Below are 20,768 nucleotides of genomic sequence, written 5' to 3' on the forward strand. Positions count from 1 at the left end.
TGGCCGGCGGATCGAGGTCTCGGACCTGGCCGACTCCAGCGTCGCCGTCTACCGCGCGGACCGAAGGCCCGACTCCACCGCTGCCGTCTACCGCGCGGACCGGTAGGCCGACTCCAGCCGCTCCGCCTCGGCGCGGGTGCCGATCGCCGCCCGGGCGGACGGATCCTCCCGATAGGCACGGAACGTGAAGCTCAGGAACGCCGGATCGATGTGCAGCCCGCGCTCCCGGACCTTCTCGGGAGGCAGGTCGGCCCAGGGTATCCGCCGCTCGCCGACGATCTTGCTGATCGTGACGCCGTCACGGTCGAGTGCCAGCCACGGCCACCGCCCCAGGACGAGCCAGATGGCGAACAGCAGGGCCGCCACCGCGAGCACCACCGCGGCCTGGGTGAAGAGGCCGAGTTCCGCGATCCGCTTCCGGTCCTCGCCGGGCACCCGCTCGGTCGGGAGGAGTCCCCCGGCCATCCATCCGAGCACCACCGCCGACGAACCCGCCCACGACGGCGACGGACCCGCCACGAACCGGCGCGCCCCGGCGTCGGCTTGCCAGGCCGCCGGCCGTTTGCGGGCCTGCCCGGTAAGCAGGAGATAGCCGCTCAGTGGAAGTCCCAGGGAACCGCCGAGCAATGACAGGATGGCGAGCAGCCCGAGCGCGAACGGCTCCACATTCCAGGTGAACGGCTCCACCCAGAGACTCGAGACGAGACGAAGGGCGCACGCCACCAGGACGAACGGAACCGCCAGCAGACGGGCGGCACGGGCAGACATCGGCGCAGCGTAGAACAATGATCATCAGGGCGGCTCGGCCGACCGGGCGGAAACGCCGACCGGGCGCGGCGAAAACCCGTCACATCCGGGCTTCGATCATGGCAACCTCGCGGACGTGAGGTATCCCTTCGACGCTCCGCCGCCGGGGGCGGTCCTCGTCGGGAAGACCGCCGGACGCGGTCCTCGTCAGGAAGGCGGACTTGGAATGGCGCTGATCGAGCTGCACGATGGATTCCGCGACGGGGAACAGCGCCGGCGGGTGGCCGGGTTGATCCGCACTCGGCTGGTCGACGACCGGAATGACGAGGAGCGCTACAGCCTGCTGAACCTCGCCTCCGGCCTGTCCGGGGAGGACGGACGCATCGACGATACCGAGTGGGCCGCCACCATGAGTGGAAGCCGGCTCGCGGCGGTCAAGGCCCTGATCACGGCGGTACGGACCTCGCCGGACGCCGTAGACGACTGGATCGGGAGGACATCGCGATCCCCTCGGCTTTTCGCCGCCGAACCACGGTGGGACATTCACCCGGCCGGGCCCGGACCCGACGGTGCGGACCTGGCACCGGCCCGGGCGGCGGTCGACGGCGGCATCGATGGTGCCGCGTTCCGGCTGGCGGAGCTACTCGAGCAGCGGGGTGAGCTGGACCGGGCCGCCGAGATGTACCGGCTCGCCGGCGAGACCGGCGACGTGCAGTCCCTGTACGCCCTCGGCCGTGTGTACTGGAGGCTGGACCGGCGGAGGTCCGCGCCGGCCGACGAGAGGTTCCGGCTGCCCGACTGGCGGATCACCGAGGTCTGGCAGCACGCCGCCGATCTGGGCCTGGTCGAGGCCATGTATGCGGTGGGCCTGATCGCGGAGATCGGGACCGGCATGTCCCTCCGTTACCTTCGCCGGGCGGCCGATCTCGGCCACCTGCCGGCCTGCTACGCGCTCGGCTACGCCGCGGACCGGCGCGGATCCCTCGACGAGGCGATCACCTGGTGGACGCTGGCGGCCACCAGCGGCTACCAGCCCGCCGTCGAAGCACTCACTCTGCTCGAGATCTTCTCCGCGCAGGACGAGAGCACCTTCTCCGTGCGGGACGAGAGCACCTTCCCCGTGCAGGAGAAGAGCTCCTGCTCCGTGCAGGAGAAGAGCTCCTGCTCCGTGCAGGACGAGAATGACGATCTCGCGGAGCCGGGTCCGGCAGTCGCCGTTTGAGCTTTCCGGCCCCCGCCACGGGACTGCGGGCTCGCGGCCCGGGATCAGTGGATGGGGCGGCCCTTCGCGTCGGGGATTCCGGACTTCCGGTGGAAATACGTGTTGATCTGGTCCCGCCACTCCTCGGCGCTGCGGTGCTGCTCGGCCAGGCGGCCGGTCACCCGTGCGTGCACGTCCGGGTCCACCAGGTCGGCTACGGACTGCCATGCCGACTGCATCTCGGCCACCCGCTGGGCGCCGGCGAAGTGGGTGTCGTAGATGTGCTGGATGACCGTCGTTCCGCTGTGCAGGACGTGCGTGTACGGGACGTGGTGGAAGAACAGCAGCAGCTCGTCGGGGCAGCTCGACAGTGATTCGTAGCGGTCCGACCACGGGGCCGGGTACTGGCCGGCGAATCCGGTGCCGGTGGCGACCGTGCGGTCCACGCCGACGCCGTCGCGGTCGGCGAAGTGGTAGGTGCCCCACGGGGTGTACTCGTAGCCGTCCACATCGGGGCCGTAGTGGTGACCGGGCCGGACCATGAAACCCACCCCGAGCGGGGCCGTGTAGTGCTCATACGTTCGCCACGAGTCGTCCATCAGCGTGTGCAGCGTGTGCCGCAGCCGGGGTGGCGCGTCCGGGAACGTCAGTGAGATCCACTCGTCGAGGATCGCCGCCGGGTCGCGGTCGGGGGCCCAGGCCAGGCGGCCGACGGCATACAGGTTGGCCTGCGCCAACGGGTGCCCTGTCCAGAATCGGTCATCGCCGACGTTGGCCACGGCCGACAAGACCCCCGCGGCGGTACGGCCGGAGGCCGCTCCCTCAACGGCCGAACCGGAACCGGCGGGTCCGGCCGACAGGCGCTCTGCGAGGGTCGGGGCGGAGTCGCCGGTGGCGCGGAAGCCGAGCACTTCACTCCACATCGGCGGCAGGTAGCAGAGGTGTTTCTGCTGGCCGGTGTACTCCTGGGTGACCTGCAGCTCGACGGCCTGCCGGGTGTGCCGCATCGCGAAGAGCACCGGTGACACCGGCTCCCGGGTCTGGAAGTCCATCGGCCCGTGCTTGACCTGCAGGATCACGTTGTCGGCGAACTGCCCGTCGAGCGGGGCGAAGTGGTCGTGGGCGGCCCGGGCCCGGTCGGTGCTCCGGTCGCGCCAGTCCTGCCGGTGGTTGTAGACGAACGCCCGCCACCGGACCGGGGCGCCGTGCGGGGCCAGGGCGGCGGCCAGCATGTCGGCGCCGTCGGCGTGGGTGCGGCCGTAGGTGAACGGGCCGGGCCGGCCCTCGGAGTCGGCTTTCACCAGGTAGCCGCCGAAGTCGGGGATCGTCGCGAACACCCGGTCGGTGGTGTCCGCCCACCAGCGGCGGACCCGCGGGTCGAGCGGGTCGGCGGTCGGCAGGTCCCCGAGGACCACGGGCGCGGCGAAGTCGATCGACAAGTGGACGCGTATCCCGTACCGCCGGAAGATCGAAGCGATGGTGGCGACCTCGCCGAGCCGGTCGGTGAGCAGGTGGGCCTCGCCCGCGTGGACGTTGACGTTGTTGACGGTGACCGCGTTGATGCCGGACGCCGCCAGCAACCGTGCGTAGTCGCCGACCCGGGTCAGGTCGTCGCGGAGCCGCCCCGCGTGCCAGAACAGCGACCCGCCGGCGTAGCCGCGTTCGACCTGACCCATCACCGGGTGCACGTCCACGTTGTCCCAGTGGTCCAGAACGCGCAGCCCGAAGGCGGGCTCGTGGTGTTCGTCGGCCAGCGCCGGATCGAACGCGCCCTCGCCGCGGCGGATCACCTCGAACAGGCCGTAGAGCAGGCCGGACGGCCCGTCCGCGGTCACCACCGTCGCCGTCCCCCGGCGCCCCAGCCGGAAGCCGTCCCCGGCCGCCGGGAATCCGGGCGCGGCGCCGGGGGCGGCGGGCCCGAACCGGAAAGCGGCGTCGGAGGCGTCGGGAACGGACCGAGGAGCGGCGCCGGAGTCCTCGGGGGCGAGGGTCAGGATCAGGTCGGCCGGGCCGCCCGCCGGTGAGAGGCTCCCGCCGAAGAGCGAGCAGGCCCGGGAGACCTCGTCCCGGACGGTGTCGGCGAATGGCCCGGAGGCGTCGACCCGGACCCGCCGGGAGCCGAGTGGCCGCCACGTCGGCGGCGGTAGCCAGGCCGGATGGATCACGGGCGGCGGGAGGTCTGTCACGGCGACTCCGGCGGATCGAGGGACGACGATCGCTTCCATTGAAGTCATCCGATGCCCGGACGTCGAGCCCGGCTTTTGAACGGTTCCAAGATGATCTTGCGAGAAGACAGCCCCGATGCACTGAAACGATCCAGCGGTTTACCGGCCAGAAACCGTTGACGGGCTCGACCGACCATTGCAGACTTCGCTGGAAAGCGCTTTCCTACCGCACATCCCCTCGGGAGGAACGAGAGCATGAGTCCCCGTACCGGAAGATTGTGGAAAGCGTGCGTAGCGGTCGCCGTGCTGGCCGCCGCCCTGCCCGCGTCGCCCGCGGCCGCCGGGAGACCGCACGGCGGCCCGAAGCTGGAACGCCTCGACCGCGGCCTGGTCGCGGCCGCCACCAGCGAGGGGGTCTTCCTGAGCTGGCGTCTGCTGGGACCGGAGGCGACCGGCCACTCGGCGACCGGCCTGACCGGGAAGAGCTTCACGGTCTACCGGGACGGCCGGCGGATCGCGACGGTCACCGACAGCACCAACTTCCTGGACCGCGACGGCACGGCCACCTCCCGCTACCGGGTCAGCGGATCAGAAACGGTCACGCCTTGGGCCACGAACTACACCGAGCTGCCGCTGCGGAAGCCGGCGGACGGCGTGACCCCGGCCGGCGAGGCCTACACGTATGCGGCGAACGACATGAGCGTCGGCGACGTGGACGGTGACGGGCGGTACGAGTACATCGTCAAGTGGGACCCGTCGAACTCCAAGGACGTCTCGCAGGTCGGGTACACCGGGCCGGTCTACATCGACACCTACCGGGCCGACGGCACCCTCCTGCACCGCATCGACCTGGGCGTCAACATCCGGGCGGGCGCGCACTACACCCAGTTCCTGGTGTACGACTTCGACGGCGACGGCCGCTCGGAGATGATGCTCAAGACCGCCCCGGGCACGAAGACGATCCGTGACGGCCGGGAGCGCTTCATCACCACACCGGGTCACGCGCCGACCGAGGACCACCGCTTGAGCGCGGCAGGCTACTACGAGCACGTCGTGCGGATGTTCCTCGGCTGGCACGAGCACCCGGAGGTGGTGGCGGGCCACTGGCCGGCGACGCTGGAGCAGGCGTTCGGCATCGCCCCGCAGTATCAGTACCCGCTGAGCCGCGCGGATGCCGAGAAGCTGACCGACTACTTCATGGACGTGTACGCCCCGTCCCGCAGCACCCGCAACAACCTGCGCGCGTTCGCCGGCTTCATCGTTGACGGCCCGGAGTATCTGACCGTGTTCGAGGGCGCGACCGGCCGTGAGCTGCAGACCATCGAGTACAAGCCGGGCCGGCACGACGACGGCCTGATGTGGGGCGACTACGCGATGGCCCGCATCGAACCGGGCAACCGGGTGGACCGGTTCCTGTCCGGGGTCGCCTACCTGGACGGCAGACATCCGTCGGCGGTGTTCGCGCGGGGCTATTACACCCGCACGACGCTCGTCAGTTACCGCTGGAACGGCCGCAAGCTGGTCGAGGACTGGTACGTGGACTCGGGCTGGACGCCGATGACGAACCCGTTCAACGACTCCCCGCACGGCCGGGACGGCACCTCGGCGAAGTACGGGAAGATCACCACCCAGGGGTTCCACTCGCTGAGTGCGGCGGACGTGGATCAGGATGGCAGACAGGAGATCGTCTACGGATCGGCCACGATCGACGACGACGGTGACGTGCTCTACTCGTCGTTCGACGCGCTCCCGGCCGGCGAAGTGCAACGGCTCGGGCACGGCGACGCCATGCACGTGACCGACATCGACCCGGACCGGCTGGGCCTGGAGATCTTCACGGTCCACGAGGGCGCGACGTCGGCGCCGTACGGGATGGCGATGCGGGACGCGAAAACCGGCGAGGTGCTGTTCGGGACGTACTCGGGCCGTGACACCGGCCGCGGCATGATCGGTGACGTGCTTCCGGGGACGCGCGGGATCGAGTCGTGGGCGAGCATGCCCGGCGGCTCGGAGGCGCTCGGCCTGCACAGCGCCACCGGCGAGGTGCTGACCGGCACGATCCCGGGGACGAACGCGAGCATCCGGTGGGCGGGCGACCTGACCACGCAGATCGTCAACGGCGCGCAGGACGTCACGCCGACGATCGACGACTGGACGCGGGGCACCCTGCTGACCGCCGGCGGCACCCGCACGAACAACGGCACGAAGGGCAACCCGAGCCTGGTCGCCGACGTCCTCGGAGACTGGCGTGAGGAACTGCTGGTCCGGACGGCGGACAGCTCGGCGATCCGGATCCACCTGAGCACCGAGGTGACGAACCACAAGCTGTACACGCTGATGCACGACCCGCAGTACCGGGCCGAGGTGGCGCGACAGCAGACCACCTACAACCAGCCGTCGTACCCGAGCTTCTATCTGGCCTCGGACACCGACTGGTCGCGGGTGCCGCTCAACGTACGGACCAGGTGATCGACGACGTAGCGGGCATCGTCCTCGATCCCGTGCAGGAAGGTCGACCGGCGGCGGCGTAGCACCGGCAGGCCCAGGGCGTACAGTCCGGGGACGTCGGTCACGCCGCCGTCGTGGCGCAGCCGGCCCTTCTCGTCGAGGACCGGCAGGTCGAGCCAGGAGTGGTCGGGCCGGAAGCCGGTCGCCCACACGATCGTGCTGATCTCGCCGCTGCCCAGGTCGAGGCGCAGCCGGGGCCTCTCCGGCACCCGCGTCGGCTCCAGGGGCGCGCGGTCGGTGAGACCGGCCCACTCGTCGAAGCCGGCGAGCATCCGGTTCGCCTTCAGATCGGCGAGCGAGCACACGTTGCGCAGCCCGCCGGAGAACAGCGCCCACCCGTCACGCACCGTGGCCAGCCGCCCGACCAGCTCCACCCCGGCCGCGGTCAGCGTGTTGAGATCGACGTCGGCGCCCCCGGCGAGCTGCGGCGACGGCAGCCGCCGGGCCCGGTCGAGATCCTCCACCTCGTCGTAGCGCTGCGCCCACAGCCCCGACTCGTGCAGCCACCAGAGCACGTCCCGGCCGCGGTACCGGCGCGGCATACGGGTGTGCTCCCCCACCGACAGGACCACGTTCCGGCCGGATCGCCGCAGCTCCGCGGCGATCTGCACGCCGGTGGCGGAGGCGCCGACCACGAGCACGCCGCCGTCCGGCAGCCTGTCGGGATCGCGGTAGTCGAACGGCGTCACCTGGTGCACGCCGAGCTTCCCGAAATCCGGCACGACGGGCACGTTGCAGGCGCCACTGGCGATCACCACCGACCGGCACCGCAGGTCACCGACGGCAAGACCTTCGGTGGTACGCCGTACCGACGTCACGTTCACGCCGGTCCGGACGGGCGCCGCGACGGCGTAGCGCTCGATGAACGCGACCACCTCCGCCATCGTCATGTACCCGTCCGGGTCGTCGCCGTCGTAGTCCTGCCCCGGCAGCCGGCTCAGCCAGTTGGGCGTGAGCAGCCGCAGCGAGTCCCAGCGCTCGGTGCGCCACGAGTTGGCGACCTGTCCGCGTTCGAGGACGACGTGATCGACGCCCCGCTCACGCAGGAAGTGACTGGCGGCCAGGCCGGCGTGTCCCGCGCCGACGACGACCGCGGTGACGCTGTCGCCCAAGGTCAGGCGACCTCTACGGTCACGTCGGTCGGGTTGGTGAGCGCGTCGTAGACGGCCGACCGCTTCTGCGACTGGGCCACGATCGCCTCGATGTCCTCCTTGGAGGCGTCGGCGTCGATGTTGAAGGTGACCTTGATGTCGTTGTAGCCGTTGCGCACGTCGGGGTCGCCGAGGATGCCGCGGATGTCGTGGTTGCCCTCGACGGTGGCGGTGACCGAGCGCAGCTGGACGCCGCGGTTCTGGGCGACCGACGCGACACCGGCGGTGAGGCAGCTCGCCAGGCCGACGAGCAGGTACTCGATCGGGGTGATGCCGTTGTCCTCGGCCGCGAACACCTCGGGGTGGTCGGCGGAGAAGTCGGTCCTCGTCTTGTGGGTCTGCTCGGCGCCGAGGCCGTAGAAGTTCTCGATGGTGGTGGTGCTGTGCACGCCCTTCTCCCACTTGGAGGTGGCCCGCCAGGTGAACTGGGCGGCCTCCGGGGCGGCCTTGAGGGCCTCACGTGCGTCGAGCAGCGCCTGGACGTTGACTCCGTTATCGGTGACGGTCATGGCTGGCATCCTCCCTGGTGAACCCTTGATCTACAACACCCCTAGGTACGCTAGACAATGATCTTCTCCACGCCTAGCGTTGGGGTTCGTGAAAAGCGTGGGAGTCGTCGAGACGCGCTACCTCGACCTGCCCGATCCACTGCCACTGGACTGCGGGCGTGAGCTTGCCAGGGTCCGGGTGGCCTACGAGACCTACGGGACGCTGTCCCCCGATCGGGACAACGTGATCCTGGTGTGCCACGCGCTCTCCGGCGACGCGCACGCGGCCGGGATCGCCGCGCAGCCGCCCCAGGAGGGCACCCGCGAGGGGTACGCCAGGGGTCTGGGCTGGTGGGACGGCATGATCGGGCCGGGGAAGGCGTTCGACACCGACAGGTATTTCGTGGTGTCGACGAACCTGCTCGGCGGGTGCCGGGGAACGACCGGGCCGTCCTCGGTGAACCCCGCGACCGGGGAGCCGTACGGGCCCGACTTCCCGGTGATCACGGTCGCCGACATGGTCCGGTGCGAGCGGGCGTTCCTCGACGAGCTGGGCATCGGGCGGCTCGCCGCGGTGGCCGGCGGCTCGCTGGGCGGCATGCAGGCACTCGTCTGGGCGACCCGCTATCCGGATCAGGTCGACGCGATCGTGGTGATCGCGTCGACGCACGCGCTGCAGCCGCAGGGTGTGGCCTGGAACGCGATCGCCCGTGAGTCGATCATGCGGGACCCGGACTGGCAGGGCGGGCGCTACTACGGCACGGGCCGCACACCGGACGCCGGGATGGGGGTGGCGCGGATGGTCGGGCACATCACCTACCTGTCCGCGCCCGGGCTGGCGGAGAAGTTCGGCAGGCGCTTCCAGAACGGGCTCAACTACACGATCACCGAGCCCGAGTTCGAGGTGGAGAGCTACCTGCGCCACCAGGCCGCCGCCTTCGTCCGGCGGTTCGACGCGAACACCTACCTCTACCTCTCGCGGGCGCTGACCTATTTCGAGCTGGGACCCCTCGACGAGGTGAAGGCGCGGACCCTGCTGATCTCGTTCAGCTCGGACTGGCTCTACCCGCCGGCCGCGTCCCAGGAGATCGCCGACACGCTGACGAGACTCGGCAAGCACGTGGAGAACCACGTGATCGACGCGCCGTACGGGCACGATTGCTTTCTGCTGGAAGAGGCCCGGCAGACCCCCATCGTCCGGCGGTTCCTTCAGGAGGGCAGCGAGTGAGCAGAGAAGAAGCGCCGCACGAGTTCGGGTTCGAGACCCGGCAACTGCACGCCGGGCAACGGCCCGATCCGAACACCGGCGCCCGGGCGGTGCCGATCTTCCAGACCACCAGCTACGTCTTCGAGGATCCCGAGTCGGCGGCGGCCTACTTCAACCTCCAGGAGTACGGGAACACGTACTCCCGGATCATGAACCCGACGACGGCCGTCTTCGAGGAGCGGGTGGCCAACCTGGAGGGCGGCAGCGGGGCGGTCGCGTTCGCCAGCGGGATCGCGGCGCAGGCGGCGGCGCTGTTCACGCTGCTGGAGCCGGGTGACCACGTGGTCGCGTCGCAGGCCCTCTACGGTGGCACCGTCAACCAGCTCAAGCATCTGCTGCGCAAGCTGAACGTGGAGCTCACCTGGGTGGACCCGGACGACCTGTCGGCCTGGGGCAAGGCGGTGCGTGACAACACGAAGGCGTTCTTCGGCGAGACGATCGGCAACCCGGGCGGGAACGTGCTCGACATCGAGGCGATCGCCCGGATCGCACACGAGCACGAGCTGCCGCTGATCGTGGACAACACCTTCGCCACGCCGTATCTGTGCCGGCCGATCGAGTGGGGCGCCGACATCGTGGTGCACTCGGCGACCAAGTTCATCGGAGGGCACGGCACCAGCATCGGCGGGGTGGTCGTGGAGGCCGGCACGTTCGACTGGTCCAACGGGCGGTTCCCGGTGGTGGCGGAACCGTCCCCGGCGTACCACGGCCTGAAGTTCCATGAGACGTTCGGAACCTACGGCTATCTGATGAAGTTGCGCGCGGAGACGCTGCGGGATCTGGGCGGGGCGCTGTCGCCGTTCAACGCGTTCCTGTTCCTGCAGGGCCTGGAGACCCTGTCGCTGCGGATGGACCGGCACGTCGCGAACGCCGGCCGGGTCGCCGCGTTCCTCGCCGGGCACCCCCTCGCCTCGAACATCACCTGGGCCGGGCTGCCGGACAGCCGGTACCGGCCACTGGTGGAGAAGTATCTGCCGCTCGGGCCGGGCGCGGTGTTCTCCTTCGACGTGGCCGGTGGGCGTGACGGCGGTCAGGATCTGATCCGTGGCGTGCGGCTGTGGTCGCACCTGGCGAACGTCGGAGACGCGAAGAGCCTGATCATCCACCCGGCGAGCACCACCCACCGGCAGCTCAGCGACGACGAGCTGCGGGCCGCCGGGGTGGGGCCGGGAACCGTACGGCTGTCGGTCGGCACCGAGAGCGTGGACGATCTGATCTGGGACCTGACCAGTGCGTTCGAGGGGGTGACCGGATGAGCTACCAGGACGCTCTGACGATCCAGCGGGTGCTCAACACGGCGAAGACGATCGCGATCGTCGGCCTGTCCGGCAACGAGCTGCGGGCCAGCTACTTCGTCGGCTACTACATGAAGCGGCACGGCTATCGGGTGATCCCGGTGAACCCGCGGGAGTCCTCGATCCTCGGCGAGGTGTCCTACCCGTCGCTGGCCGAGGTGCCGGTCCCGATCGACGTGGTCAACGTGTTCCGGGCACCGGGCGCGTTGCCGCAGATCGCCGCCGGCGCGGTTGCCGTCGGCGCCGGGACGCTGTGGACCCAGTTCGGGGTGGTGAACCAGGAGGGCGCGGACATCGCCGAGGCGGGCGGCCTGACCGTGATCATGGACCGCTGCCTGAAGGTGGAGCACGCGCGCTACGTCGGCCGGATGCACTGGCTCGGCTTCAACACCCAGCGCATCACGTCGGTCCGGACGGGTCTGCAGTGACCCGCCCGGGCCCCTCGGCCGCGGGCCGCGCCGACCCTCGCCCGTCGCCGGGGACAGCCGGCCCGCCGCCGGAGCGCACCGGCCCTACGCCGCGCGGGCACCTCGGGCCGGGGCGAGCTCCAGCGCGCCCGCGGCCAGGGTGAGCGCGTCGATGTGCTGATCGACCGTGGTGATGCCGGGCTGGGTCGTGTTGACCGCGACGTGGGTGGCGCCGGCCTCCCGCCAGGCCCGCACCTGCCCGGCGACCGCGTCCGGTGACCCGGTCCACGAGATCGTCGTCTCCAGGCCGATGGTCGCCGGGTCACGGCCGGCGTCGACGGCGGCCTTGTCGACGATCGCCCGCGCCTCGTCCAGCTCCGGGCCGGGCTGCAGCAGCGGGAACCAGCCGTCGCCGAGCCGGCCGACCCGGCGGTAGGCGGGCGCCGACCCGGCCCCGAACCACAGCGGAATCGGCCGCTGGATCGGAGGCGGGGCGATCCCGGCCCCGGTGACCTGCTCGAACTCGCCACGGTGGGTGATCGACCGCTCGGTCCAGTAGCGGCGCAGCAGCCCGATCTGCTCGTCGTAGCGGCGGCCGCGATTGGCGAAGTCCTTGCCGAGCGCCTCGAACTCGACGGCGTTCCACCCGGCTCCGATGCCGAGCCGGAACCGGCCGCCGGTCAGCAGGTCGACCTGCGCGGCCTGCTTGGCGACCAGCGCCGTCTGCCGTTGCGGGAGGATGATCACGGCGGTGACTAGCTCCAGGTCGGTCAACGCGGCGAGGTGACCGAAGAGCACGAACGGCTCGTGGATGACGGTGTCCACGTCGTAGGGCCGGGTCCAGCCGGGGTGCACGTCCCGGTCGGCGCCGAGGACGTGGTCGGCGGCGCGCAGGTGGGCATACCCCAGCCCTTCGACGGCCTGGGCATAGGCACGGATCGCGCCCCGGTCGGCTCCGACGGCGGCGTGCGGGAAGATGACTCCGATTCGCAAGGGCATGAGAGACCCTACTATGCCGATAGGTTTTACGCGACCTCGGCCCGGTCGGGTGACTTTTTCCTTTATGGGGCGTTTTTCCGTTTACGAACCCTCCCGGTTCGCGCGCACACGCATCCCCAAGGGAGACCCGTCATGTCCGATCCCGCCGCGATCTACCGCCGCGTCGTCGCCGTCTGCGCGACCGTCGCACTGACCGCCACGGCGTGGGCCGCCCCCGCGACCGCCGTGGCCGTTGCCGTCGCCCCCGCCCCGCTGCCGTACGTCGCGCTCGGCGACTCGTACGCGGCCGGCTTCGGCGCCGCTCCGACCAGCGACAGGTGCGGCCGCAACTCGTCCGCCTACCCGGCCCTGCTGGCCCGCGAGGCACACGGCGGCATCGCGCTGCGCAACGCCGCCTGCACCGGCGCCACCACCGCCGACGTGATCGGCCAGGCCTCGGTGCTCACCGCGAAGACCAAGCTGGTCACCATCACCGCCGGCGCCAACGACCTGCGGCTCGCACGACTGCTCCAGTCGTGCATGAGCCGGATCGTCGGCGACGCCTGCCGCAACGGCAACCTCGCCATCGACCGCAAACTGACCACGGCCCTGCCGCGCGACCTGCACCGCATGATCCGCACCGTCGTCACCGCCGCGCCCCACGCCCGCGTCGTCGTCACCGGCTACCCGCTGCCGTTCGCCAAGAGCCGCCAGTGCCCGACCGTGCCGGTGACCGCCCGGATGCGTACCCGCGCCAACCAGGTGGTCACCCGCCTGAACACCGCGATCGCGACAGCCGCCGCCCGCAACAGGGTCCGCTACGTCGACGTCACGCCGGGCTTCGCCTCGCACGGCCTGTGCAGCCGCAAGCCGTGGCTGGTCGGCGCCGAGGGCATGCGCGACAACCGGGTGCTGCACCCGACCGCGACCGGCCAGGCCCGCGGCTACCTGCCGGCCATCGCTGGAAGCGGCCTTACCGACCGCGCCTGACGCCGTCGCCCGCTCCTCGTCCGGCCTCTCCTTCCGGCCTCTCCAACCGGCTTTCTCATCCGGCCTCCCCAACCGGCCTCTCATCCGGCCTCCCTGACCGGCCTCCACGGATCTTCCGGCGTCGAGGGGTCGCCCGGGCTTGAGGGATCCTCCGGCGTAGAGGTCCGCAGACTCGAGCGGGCCTCTACGCCGGTCGGGGGTCGCGAGCCGTCGCCGTTACGCTGCGGGGATGAATGATCGGGGCGGTCACCGGTGAGCCATGTCGCGGTCATCGGCGCGGGGTTGACCGGCGCGGCCACGGCCTGGCGCCTGGCCCAGCGCGGCGAACGGGTCACCGTCCTCGAGCAGGCGATGCCCGCCAACCCGCAAGGCAGCTCACACGGCTCGGCGAGGATCTTCCGGTACGCCTACCCGGACCCGTTCTATGCGAGCCTGGTGGCCGAGGCCCGCGATCACTGGGACGAACTGTCCGAGACCGCCGGCGTCCCCCTGATCCGGAACGTCGGATCACTCGACTTCGGCGCCCGCCGCGACCCGGCCCAGCTGGCCGGGATCCTCACGTCGATCGGTGTCGACAACGACCTGCTCACCGCCGAGGAGGCGGCCACCCGCTGGCCGGGCCTGCACGTCGACGGACCGGCGCTGTGGCAGCCGGGCGCCGGCGTCCTCGACGCGGAGTCCACAGTCACCGCCATGATCGAACTGGCCCGGGCCGGGGGCGCGACGATCCGGACGGGTTGGACGGTCACCGGTCTCACCACCGCGCCCCGTCCCGCCGCCACCGCCGGTCGCGCCACCACCAGTTCCGCCGCCACCACCCCCGATCCCACCGCCGCCACCGCCGTCGGTCCCACCACCCCCGGCCCCACCGCCACCAGTTCCGCCGCCACCGGCCTCACCGCCGCCACCGGTCTCACCGCCGCCACCGGTCTCGCCGCCGGCTCCGGGAGGTGTCGATCCGGTCCGCCGACGGTGAGGAGCTGACCGTCGATCACGTCGTCATCGCGGCCGGTGGCTGGCTCCCGACTCTCGCTGCCGGCCTGCCGTTCCGGCTGCCGTCACTGCGCGTCACCAAGGAGCAGGCGTACCACTTCCCGTACCGGGATGCGGGCACCGACTGGCCGACGACGGTGCACATCCGTGACGACATCGCGGCGTACTCGCTGCCGGGCGGCCGAGACGCCGGGCATCGCGGGCACAAGGTCGCCGAGTTCCTGGGCGGCCCGGACATCATGTCGGCGGCCGGCAACGACGGGATCATCGACCCCGGCAACCGGCAGCGGGTCGTCGACTACGTGACGAGATACCTGCCCGGCCTGATCCCCGAGCCCTACGCCGAGACCACCTGCGTCTTCACCTCGACCCCGTCGGAGGACTTCGTGATCGACACGGTGGGCCCGTTCACCGTGGCGTCGCCGTGCTCGGGTCACGGCGCCAAGTTCGCCCCGCTCCTCGGCGCGATCATCGCCGCCTCCGCCCTGGGCATCGCAGCACCCGCCGATCGATTCCGGACATCGTCCCGGGCGTCCAGGGCCTGAGTCCCCGGTCCGCCACCGCCTCCGGCCGACCGCGCCTGGTCGGTCGCGCGAGGTCGGTCGGGCGAGGTCGGCCGCGCAAGGCCGCCGCGCAAGGGCAGCCGGGCAAGGTCAGCCGCGCAAGGGCAGCCGGGCAAGGGCAGCCGGGCAAGGGCAGCCGCGCAAGGGCAGCCGCGCGAGGTCGGTCGGGCGAGGTCGGCCGCGCAAGGCCGCCGCGCAAGGGCAGCCGCGCAAGGTCAGCCGCGCGAGGTCGGTCGCGCGGGCGGTTCTCAGATTGCCCGGACCTCGGCGAGGCGCTTGTGCGAATAGTCGTCGTCCCAGCAGACGGCGGCCTGCCAGGCGGCCGATGCCTGCGCCGCGATGTCGTGGGCGTCGTCGTCGAGGTCGGCTGCGTTGCCGGGGAGTGCCAGGTCGAGGTCGGGGACGTCGGCGTGGGACTCGTCCCAGTCGATCAAGGCGACCCGGTCGGCGGTCATGCGGATGTTGCCGGGGTTGAGGTCGCCGTGCACGACGCAAGTCGGTCGGCCGGCCAGGCGCGCCCACGCCGCCCGGCATCGGGCGACGCCTTCCGGGGGCATCGCGTTCAGGTCGACCCTGGTCCCGGTGTCGGCGTGCAGCAGGTCGGTCGACGAACGCCAGCCGGGGCGCTGCGGCCAGCCTCGTGTCAGCCGGTGCAGCTCGCGGAGCGTACCGGCGACCCGGCGCCAGTCGGCCCGGGTCTCGGGCGGGCCGCCCTCCAGGTGGGTCATCACCACCAGGCCGTCGGCGAACAGCCGGCCGTCCTTCGCCGGGATCGGCGCCGGAACCGTGAGGCCCGCGTGGTCGAGGTGGACGAGCAGCCCGGTCTCCCACGCGAGGTCGGCGTCACCGCGGGAACCGAGGCGCCCGACCGCGAGCCGCCCGTCGACGTGCACGCTCCACACGTCGTTGGCGACTCCGCCGGACAGCGGCCGGACACGAACGGCGTCCGCACCCCAATGCCTGAGCGCCTCCCACCCCATCGAACGGACACTACCCCAGCGCCTGGTGCCCGTCGTCCGGGCGGAACGAGCCGGGTTTGCGGAGGTGGATGACACCGTCGCTTGTCGAAAGCGAAAGGGACACCCCCGGAGGACGCCGTCGCTTGTCGAAACGATAGGGACACCCCCGGAGATGGACGTGACGGTCCTGGACGGCGATCAGCCCGCCGTCGGTCTCCCGGCCGCTCGGGCACAGCGGATCCGGTCCGCAGACGACCGGCATCACCACCGGTGCGGGCATCCTCCAGCGACCTCCGGGGCGGCGGGACCGGCGCCCCCGCAGCCGGGCCCGCCGCTGGAGTTCCATGACGCCACAGCGCCCGGTGACGGGTCGAGGACGGACGGAAACCCGTTGCGCATTCGCGCAGTCACGGTCGGGTCCGCGACGCGTACCCCCTATGGTTTTTGCGCATCTGCGCAGTGGCGCGTCGATCGGCCTGGATGAATTCCGGCGTGGATGTTCTGATGGGACCACTCAATCGGGGGGTCGGGTATGTCAGGACACGCTGTGGTGCCGGTTCTGGGGCGGTGGGGGCTGTCGCCGCACGCCGACCTGGTGTATCGGACGTTGACGATGCTCGGCCCGCAGACGTGCGCGATGCTGGCCCGGGAGCTGGACATCGACGGTGGCCGTCTGGCCGAGGCGATGGAGGAGCTCACCGCCGCCGGTGCGGCGCGCCTGACGTGCCGCGGCCGGGAACGCTGGTGGAGCGCCGTGGACGTGCACCGGGTCGGGCTTCTGGTGCGGCAGCGGCGCGGGCCGGTGGCCGTGACCGAGGGCTACCGGCGGCATCTGGCCGCGGTCGCCGGCCTGCACCTGGAGCGCATCGATCCCCGGTCGGTGCGCCGGTTGCCCAACCGTGAGGCGGCGCGGGCCCGGATCGCCGTCCTGACCGCCGCGGAACGCCGCGAGCATCTGGCCATCAACACCGAGGAGCGGATCAGTGCGGAGGCCGCCGCGGTCGCCGCGCCGCAGGATCGCGAGCTGGTCGCACGGGGCGTCCGGCTGCGCGCGATCAGTCTGCCTCCACGCGACGGGCGGCCGCGGGAGACGGTGCCGTCCGGCGCCGAGTACAGGGAGACGACCGGTCTGCCCCTCAAGCTCATGGTCTTCGACCGGCACACCGCCCTGTTCCCCGCCGACCCGGCACGCTTCGACGCCGGCGCGATCCAGGTCACCGACCCGGACACCGTCGCCCATCTGACCCAGCTGTTCCACCGCATCTGGCGCACCGCCAGGGATCCCTTCCGGCAGGAGGTTCCGCCGATCGAACTGACTGCCCGTGAACAGGCCATCCTCGCCCTGCTCACCGACGGCTACAGCGAGGAGGCGGCCGGCACGATGCTGGGCCTGAGCCGTCGCACCGTCGTCTACACCCTGCGCGCGCTGATGGACCGTCTCGGCGTGCAGAACCGTTTCCAGCTCGCCCTCGTGCTCGGCGCGGCCAGGGCGGTTCCACTGCCGGGTGTCCCGGCCACCGCCGCGCCGACGCACGAGGAGACCTGATGTCGTTCCGGCTTCGCGCCGCCGCCACCACCGCCATGCTGCTGACGGCGGCTCTGCTTCCGGGCCAGGCCGTGTCCGCCGCCGCGGGGGCGGTTCCCTGGCGGTACGCGACATGCGTACAGGCTGAGCTGTCCGGTCTGCACCCCGACAGCAATCTCGAGTTCTTCGTCGTGACGGGCGCCGCCACGCAGTGCGCCGCACCGGCGGCCACGGATCTCCCGGTCGGTTTCAGCCTGGTGGCGTACCGGGGCCGCGCCGGTCTGGCCGGCCGGTTGCAGGGCTACAACGTGCGGCTGTTCCCGGCTCCGCCGTCGTCCGGCTGGCAGCCCGCACGGGTCGAATTCGGCGCCCTGGCCGTCGAGCGGGCCGCCGGGACCTACGGGGTGTGTGCCGTCTCCGGGCCGACCCGCATGGATCCCCAGATGCCCCTGTACTACTACGGGGTCCGGGTGGCATGCGTGCGCATCACCGTGACGGGGGACCGCAACACCGGCTATCACACCACGATGACGCCGCTGGCCGCCGACGACCCGCTGGTCAGCGGCCCGGTCTCGCCGCGCAGCGCCTACACCGGCAGCACGTCGCCGGGCGAGCCGGACGGGTCACCCGGCGGCGACCCGCACAATTTCTGCGGCAGCTGCTTCTGAGCGTCGTCCCGCGGCGCCCGTTCCTGCCGCGAGCACGAGAAACCCCGGGCGGCGCCGGTGAGGGCGCCACCCGGGGGTGGGATGCTCGAGGTGCGTCAGGCGCAGGTGGTGATGCTCAGGCTGTCCGGGGCCTGCTGGACCGAGCCGCCCTTCTCGCTGTCGTACAGGTACTTCTTGGTGCTGCCGCCGCCGTTGGTGGCGCAGAGCTTGTAGGTGCCGGTGGCGGTGCCCGCGACGTAGGTCAGCTGGGTCTTGTCCGACAGGGTGATGACCTGCTTGCCGGTCGCCGACAGCTTCAGCGTGGTCTTGGTGCCGTCGGTGTTGTTCTCGGTCAGCGTGCCGGTCGGGTACTTGTTGCCGTTCTCGGTGTAGTACTGCTCCACCGCGCTGATCGCGCCGCGCACGTCGGACTGCGCCGACTTGTCAGCCGCGCCCTGACGGTAGTTCAGGTAGACCGGGACGGCGATCGCGACCAGCACGCCGATGATGACCACCACGACCAGAAGCTCGATCAGGGTGAAACCCTCGTCGTTCTTCTTACCAGCGCGGAGCCGGGCGATGGCGTCGTGCAGCTTCATTTGGATTACCTCTCGGTGGGGGTGGGGAAGTGAAACTGGAACCAGTGCCCGGTCGGGCGGTCGGCCGTCGGGAGCTTGGCCGTGGCCTCTGGCCGTAAAGGTCGGCAACCCGGTGGGTCACTTGACGGATCCGGCCCACTTCTTTCCGGGAAATCCAGACCCGGTTCGAGGCGGCCCGCGTACGGGTGAACGCAAAACCCCCGGGTGACGCCGGTGAGGGCGCCACCCGGGGGTGGAACAGCTGAACGCGTCAGGCGCAGGTGGTGATGCTCAGGGTGTCCGGGGCCTGCTGGACCGAGCCGCCCTTCTCGCTGTCGTACAGGTACTTCTTGTCACTGCCGCCGCCGTTGGTGGCGCAGAGCTTGTAGGTGCCGGCGGCGGTGCCCGCGACGTACGACAGCTGGGTCTTGTCCGACAGGGTGATGACCTGCTTGCCGGTCGCCGACAGCTTCAGCGTGGTCTTGGTGCCGTCGGTGTTGTTCTCGGTCAGCGGGCCGGTCGGGTACTTGTTGCCGTTCTCGGTGTAGAACTGCTCCACCGCGCTGATCGCGCCGCGCACGTCGGACTGTGCCGACTTGTCAGCCGCGCCTTGACGGTAGTTCAGGTAGACCGGGACGGCGATCGCGACCAGCACGCCGATGATGACCACCACGACCAGGAGCTCGATGAGGGTGAAACCCTCATCATTCTTCTTACCAGCGCGGAGCCGGTCGATGATGCGGTGCAGCTTCATGAGGAATGCCTCCATGGGGGCGGGGAGGAAGGCTCGGGTGGGACGCCATCCGACATCGGCCGGTCCGTGACGTACCTGAGAATTGAGCGGGCCGGAATATGATCGGGTGGTGAGCTCAGCGGCCGCATTGTTCGCGTCGGCGCGGGTGGCGCGGCTCGCCACGGCCGGCGCCGACGGTGTCCCCCACGTGGTGCCGATCGTCTTCGCGGTGATCGGCGACGTCATCCACACCGCGGTCGACGGCAAACCCAAGCGCACCCGCGCCCTGCGCCGGCTCTCCGACATCGCGGCGAACCCGCGCGTCAGCGTGCTGGCCGACCACTACGAGGAGGACTGGTCGGCGCTGTGGTGGGCGCGTGCCGACGGCATCGCCCGCATCGTCGACCACTCCCCGGAGGGCCGGGCCGCGCTGACCGCGCGCTATCCGCAGTACCGCGCGACGCCGCTGCCGGGGCCATTCCTGGAGATCACCGTCGATCGTTGGACGGTCTGGCGCCCCTGACGACGTCACCCACACGGGTCTCCCATGGTCGCCCGATCACATGATCCCCGACTACTTCTGCTTGGGCGAGGCGGGAGAAGACGCGGTGTAGCAGGCCGGCGCGCATGGTGCTGGATCTTGATCTGGCGATGTGATCCGTGGAGTCGTAGCGATGTGGGCCGGTGCGCTGCGGGCTCGGCCTGGCCGGCGATTCAGCGGGTCTTGTCATAGGGAGCTCCTACGATGTGCCGATGACGCGATTCGTGCAGCAGCCCGACTACGAGGGTGCGGAGTTCATCGACCTGTCAATGGCCGGCGCGACCTTCCGCGAGGTGGATCTCAGCGGCGCCCGGATGCGTGGCGTTCTGCTGTTGGATGCCGACATCGACGGGGCGATCGACGGGCTGCGCGTCAACGGCGTGGAGGTCATGCCGTTGATCGAGGCCGAGTTGGATCGTCTTCATCCCGAACGGCTGCGACTGCGGCCGACTACGCCAGAGGCGATGCGCGACGCATTGGATGTCATCGAGGAGCTGTGGCAGGCGGCGCTGCGACGCGCAAGTGCGCTGCCGGAGGAGGCCGCCTACAGGTCGGTGAACGACGAATGGTCGCTGGCCCAAACCTTGCGGCACACGATCTTCGTCGTGGACGCCTGGTATGGCCACGCGGCGGCCCTTCGCCCGAACCCGTTCCATCCGATCGGCGTGCCCGCATCGTTCACGACCAACGGCGCGGAGTTCGGCATCGATGAGTCGGCCGCGCCCACCCTCGACGAAGTCCTCGCCGTGCGCGCCGAGCGGATTGCCGATCTGCGCGCGTATCTGGCGCAGGTCACGCAGGAGGAGCTGGACCGGGTGCGGGGGCCGAATACAGTCATCGGCTGCCCGCCGCCCGCCGAACGGACGGCGGCCAAGTGCCTGCAGGTCATCTTCAGCGACCAGTGGGCGCACATGCAGTTCGCCAACCGCGACCTGGCCATCCTGGAACAGGAGTATGCGTGATGCTCCGCAAGGTCAACTGCTACACCGTCCGTGCCAGTGGCAAATACTCCTCGTAGCGTGTCGCCGCTTA

Annotated in this window: 20 protein-coding genes; 12 read left to right on the plus strand and 8 right to left on the minus strand. The window is 70.8% G+C overall.

The window, feature by feature from the left end:
• Nucleotides 1–87: 87 nt before the first annotated feature.
• Nucleotides 88–768, minus strand: a complete 681-nt coding sequence (locus ACQPZW_RS28840) for a hypothetical protein (RefSeq protein ID WP_433789164.1) — start codon at nucleotides 766–768, stop codon at nucleotides 88–90.
• Nucleotides 769–973: 205 nt separating this feature from the next.
• On the opposite strand from ACQPZW_RS28840, the gene ACQPZW_RS28845 reads away from it, so the two are divergent.
• Nucleotides 974–1,969 carry a tetratricopeptide repeat protein gene (locus ACQPZW_RS28845; protein ID WP_433789165.1) on the plus strand — a complete coding sequence of 332 codons (996 nt, stop codon included), beginning with the start codon at nucleotides 974–976 and terminating at the stop codon, nucleotides 1,967–1,969.
• Nucleotides 1,970–2,013: 44 nt separating this feature from the next.
• On the opposite strand, the gene ACQPZW_RS28850 is transcribed toward ACQPZW_RS28845, so the two are convergent.
• Nucleotides 2,014–4,134 (minus strand): alpha-glucuronidase, encoded by a 2,121-nt coding sequence (locus ACQPZW_RS28850; protein WP_433789166.1) that lies wholly within the window; start codon nucleotides 4,132–4,134, stop codon nucleotides 2,014–2,016.
• Nucleotides 4,135–4,368: 234 nt separating this feature from the next.
• Here ACQPZW_RS28850 and ACQPZW_RS28855 point away from each other — a divergent pair, with 234 nt between their 5' ends.
• The gene (locus ACQPZW_RS28855; protein ID WP_433789167.1) at nucleotides 4,369–6,582 is read left to right on the plus strand and encodes a rhamnogalacturonan lyase; all 2,214 of its coding nucleotides are present in this window, start codon (nucleotides 4,369–4,371) and stop codon (nucleotides 6,580–6,582) included.
• Here the strand turns inward: ACQPZW_RS28855 and ACQPZW_RS28860 are convergent.
• Entirely contained in the window at nucleotides 6,525–7,733 is a 1,209-nt protein-coding gene (locus ACQPZW_RS28860; protein WP_433789168.1) for an NAD(P)-binding domain-containing protein, read from the minus strand. The genes ACQPZW_RS28855 and ACQPZW_RS28860 overlap by 58 nt on opposite strands.
• A gap of 2 nt (nucleotides 7,734–7,735) precedes the next feature.
• Entirely contained in the window at nucleotides 7,736–8,281 is a 546-nt protein-coding gene (locus ACQPZW_RS28865) for an OsmC family protein (protein WP_433789169.1), read from the minus strand.
• An 88-nt stretch (nucleotides 8,282–8,369) separates the two neighbouring features.
• Between ACQPZW_RS28865 and metX the strand changes: the two genes are divergently transcribed.
• Genes metX through ACQPZW_RS28880 form a run of 3 tightly spaced genes read left to right on the plus strand, consistent with a single transcriptional unit; the run spans nucleotide 8,370 to nucleotide 11,250 of the window.
• Nucleotides 8,370–9,488 (plus strand): homoserine O-acetyltransferase MetX, encoded by a 1,119-nt coding sequence (gene metX, locus ACQPZW_RS28870; RefSeq protein ID WP_433789170.1) that lies wholly within the window; start codon nucleotides 8,370–8,372, stop codon nucleotides 9,486–9,488.
• Nucleotides 9,485–10,783 (plus strand): O-acetylhomoserine aminocarboxypropyltransferase/cysteine synthase family protein, encoded by a 1,299-nt coding sequence (locus ACQPZW_RS28875; protein WP_433789171.1) that lies wholly within the window; start codon nucleotides 9,485–9,487, stop codon nucleotides 10,781–10,783. Before metX ends, ACQPZW_RS28875 begins: the two co-directional genes overlap by 4 nt.
• On the plus strand, nucleotides 10,780–11,250 hold the full coding sequence (locus ACQPZW_RS28880) for a CoA-binding protein (RefSeq protein ID WP_433789172.1): 471 nt from the start codon (nucleotides 10,780–10,782) through the stop codon (nucleotides 11,248–11,250). The genes ACQPZW_RS28875 and ACQPZW_RS28880 overlap by 4 nt, the downstream gene beginning before the upstream one ends.
• Nucleotides 11,251–11,334: 84 nt before the next feature.
• Here the strand turns inward: ACQPZW_RS28880 and ACQPZW_RS28885 are convergent, their stop codons facing one another.
• Nucleotides 11,335–12,222: an LLM class F420-dependent oxidoreductase gene (locus ACQPZW_RS28885; RefSeq protein ID WP_433797650.1), complete on the minus strand. Its 888-nt coding sequence runs from the start codon at nucleotides 12,220–12,222 to the stop codon at nucleotides 11,335–11,337.
• A 138-nt stretch (nucleotides 12,223–12,360) separates the two neighbouring features.
• Between ACQPZW_RS28885 and ACQPZW_RS28890 the strand changes: the two genes are divergently transcribed.
• From ACQPZW_RS28890 to ACQPZW_RS28900, 3 genes are all read left to right on the plus strand, one after another.
• Nucleotides 12,361–13,197, plus strand: a complete 837-nt coding sequence (locus ACQPZW_RS28890) for an SGNH/GDSL hydrolase family protein (protein WP_433789173.1) — start codon at nucleotides 12,361–12,363, stop codon at nucleotides 13,195–13,197.
• Between the two features lie 252 nt (nucleotides 13,198–13,449).
• Complete coding sequence (locus ACQPZW_RS28895; protein ID WP_433789174.1) at nucleotides 13,450–14,181, plus strand: FAD-dependent oxidoreductase; 732 nt, start codon at nucleotides 13,450–13,452, stop codon at nucleotides 14,179–14,181.
• Nucleotides 14,148–14,735, plus strand: a complete 588-nt coding sequence (locus tag ACQPZW_RS28900; RefSeq protein ID WP_433789175.1) for an FAD-dependent oxidoreductase — start codon at nucleotides 14,148–14,150, stop codon at nucleotides 14,733–14,735. The genes ACQPZW_RS28895 and ACQPZW_RS28900 overlap by 34 nt, the downstream gene beginning before the upstream one ends.
• Before the next feature lie 266 nt (nucleotides 14,736–15,001).
• Here the strand turns inward: ACQPZW_RS28900 and ACQPZW_RS28905 are convergent, their stop codons facing one another.
• Nucleotides 15,002–15,733 (minus strand): phosphotransferase enzyme family protein, encoded by a 732-nt coding sequence (locus ACQPZW_RS28905; protein WP_433789176.1) that lies wholly within the window; start codon nucleotides 15,731–15,733, stop codon nucleotides 15,002–15,004.
• A 526-nt stretch (nucleotides 15,734–16,259) separates the two neighbouring features.
• Here ACQPZW_RS28905 and ACQPZW_RS28910 point away from each other — a divergent pair.
• Nucleotides 16,260–17,258 (plus strand): LuxR C-terminal-related transcriptional regulator, encoded by a 999-nt coding sequence (locus tag ACQPZW_RS28910; RefSeq protein ID WP_433789177.1) that lies wholly within the window; start codon nucleotides 16,260–16,262, stop codon nucleotides 17,256–17,258.
• Entirely contained in the window at nucleotides 17,258–17,905 is a 648-nt protein-coding gene (locus ACQPZW_RS28915) for a hypothetical protein (protein WP_433789178.1), read from the plus strand. Before ACQPZW_RS28910 ends, ACQPZW_RS28915 begins: the two co-directional genes overlap by 1 nt.
• Before the next feature lie 95 nt (nucleotides 17,906–18,000).
• Here the strand turns inward: ACQPZW_RS28915 and ACQPZW_RS28920 are convergent, their stop codons facing one another.
• Nucleotides 18,001–18,483, minus strand: a complete 483-nt coding sequence (locus tag ACQPZW_RS28920) for a type II secretion system protein (RefSeq protein ID WP_433789179.1) — start codon at nucleotides 18,481–18,483, stop codon at nucleotides 18,001–18,003.
• 250 nt (nucleotides 18,484–18,733) lie between these two features.
• Nucleotides 18,734–19,216: a prepilin-type N-terminal cleavage/methylation domain-containing protein gene (locus ACQPZW_RS28925; protein ID WP_433789180.1), complete on the minus strand. Its 483-nt coding sequence runs from the start codon at nucleotides 19,214–19,216 to the stop codon at nucleotides 18,734–18,736.
• Nucleotides 19,217–19,325: 109 nt separating this feature from the next.
• Between ACQPZW_RS28925 and ACQPZW_RS28930 the strand changes: the two genes are divergently transcribed.
• Both ACQPZW_RS28930 and ACQPZW_RS28935 read left to right on the plus strand, forming a co-directional pair.
• Entirely contained in the window at nucleotides 19,326–19,718 is a 393-nt protein-coding gene (locus ACQPZW_RS28930) for a TIGR03668 family PPOX class F420-dependent oxidoreductase (protein ID WP_433789181.1), read from the plus strand.
• Between the two features lie 230 nt (nucleotides 19,719–19,948).
• A complete protein-coding gene (locus ACQPZW_RS28935; RefSeq protein WP_433789182.1) occupies nucleotides 19,949–20,698 on the plus strand; it encodes a DinB family protein in 750 nt (249 codons plus the stop codon).
• The last annotated feature ends 70 nt before the right edge of the window (nucleotides 20,699–20,768 follow it).

This window comes from Actinoplanes sp. CA-252034, assembly GCF_050956125.1.
Lineage (GTDB): Bacteria > Actinomycetota > Actinomycetes > Mycobacteriales > Micromonosporaceae > Actinoplanes.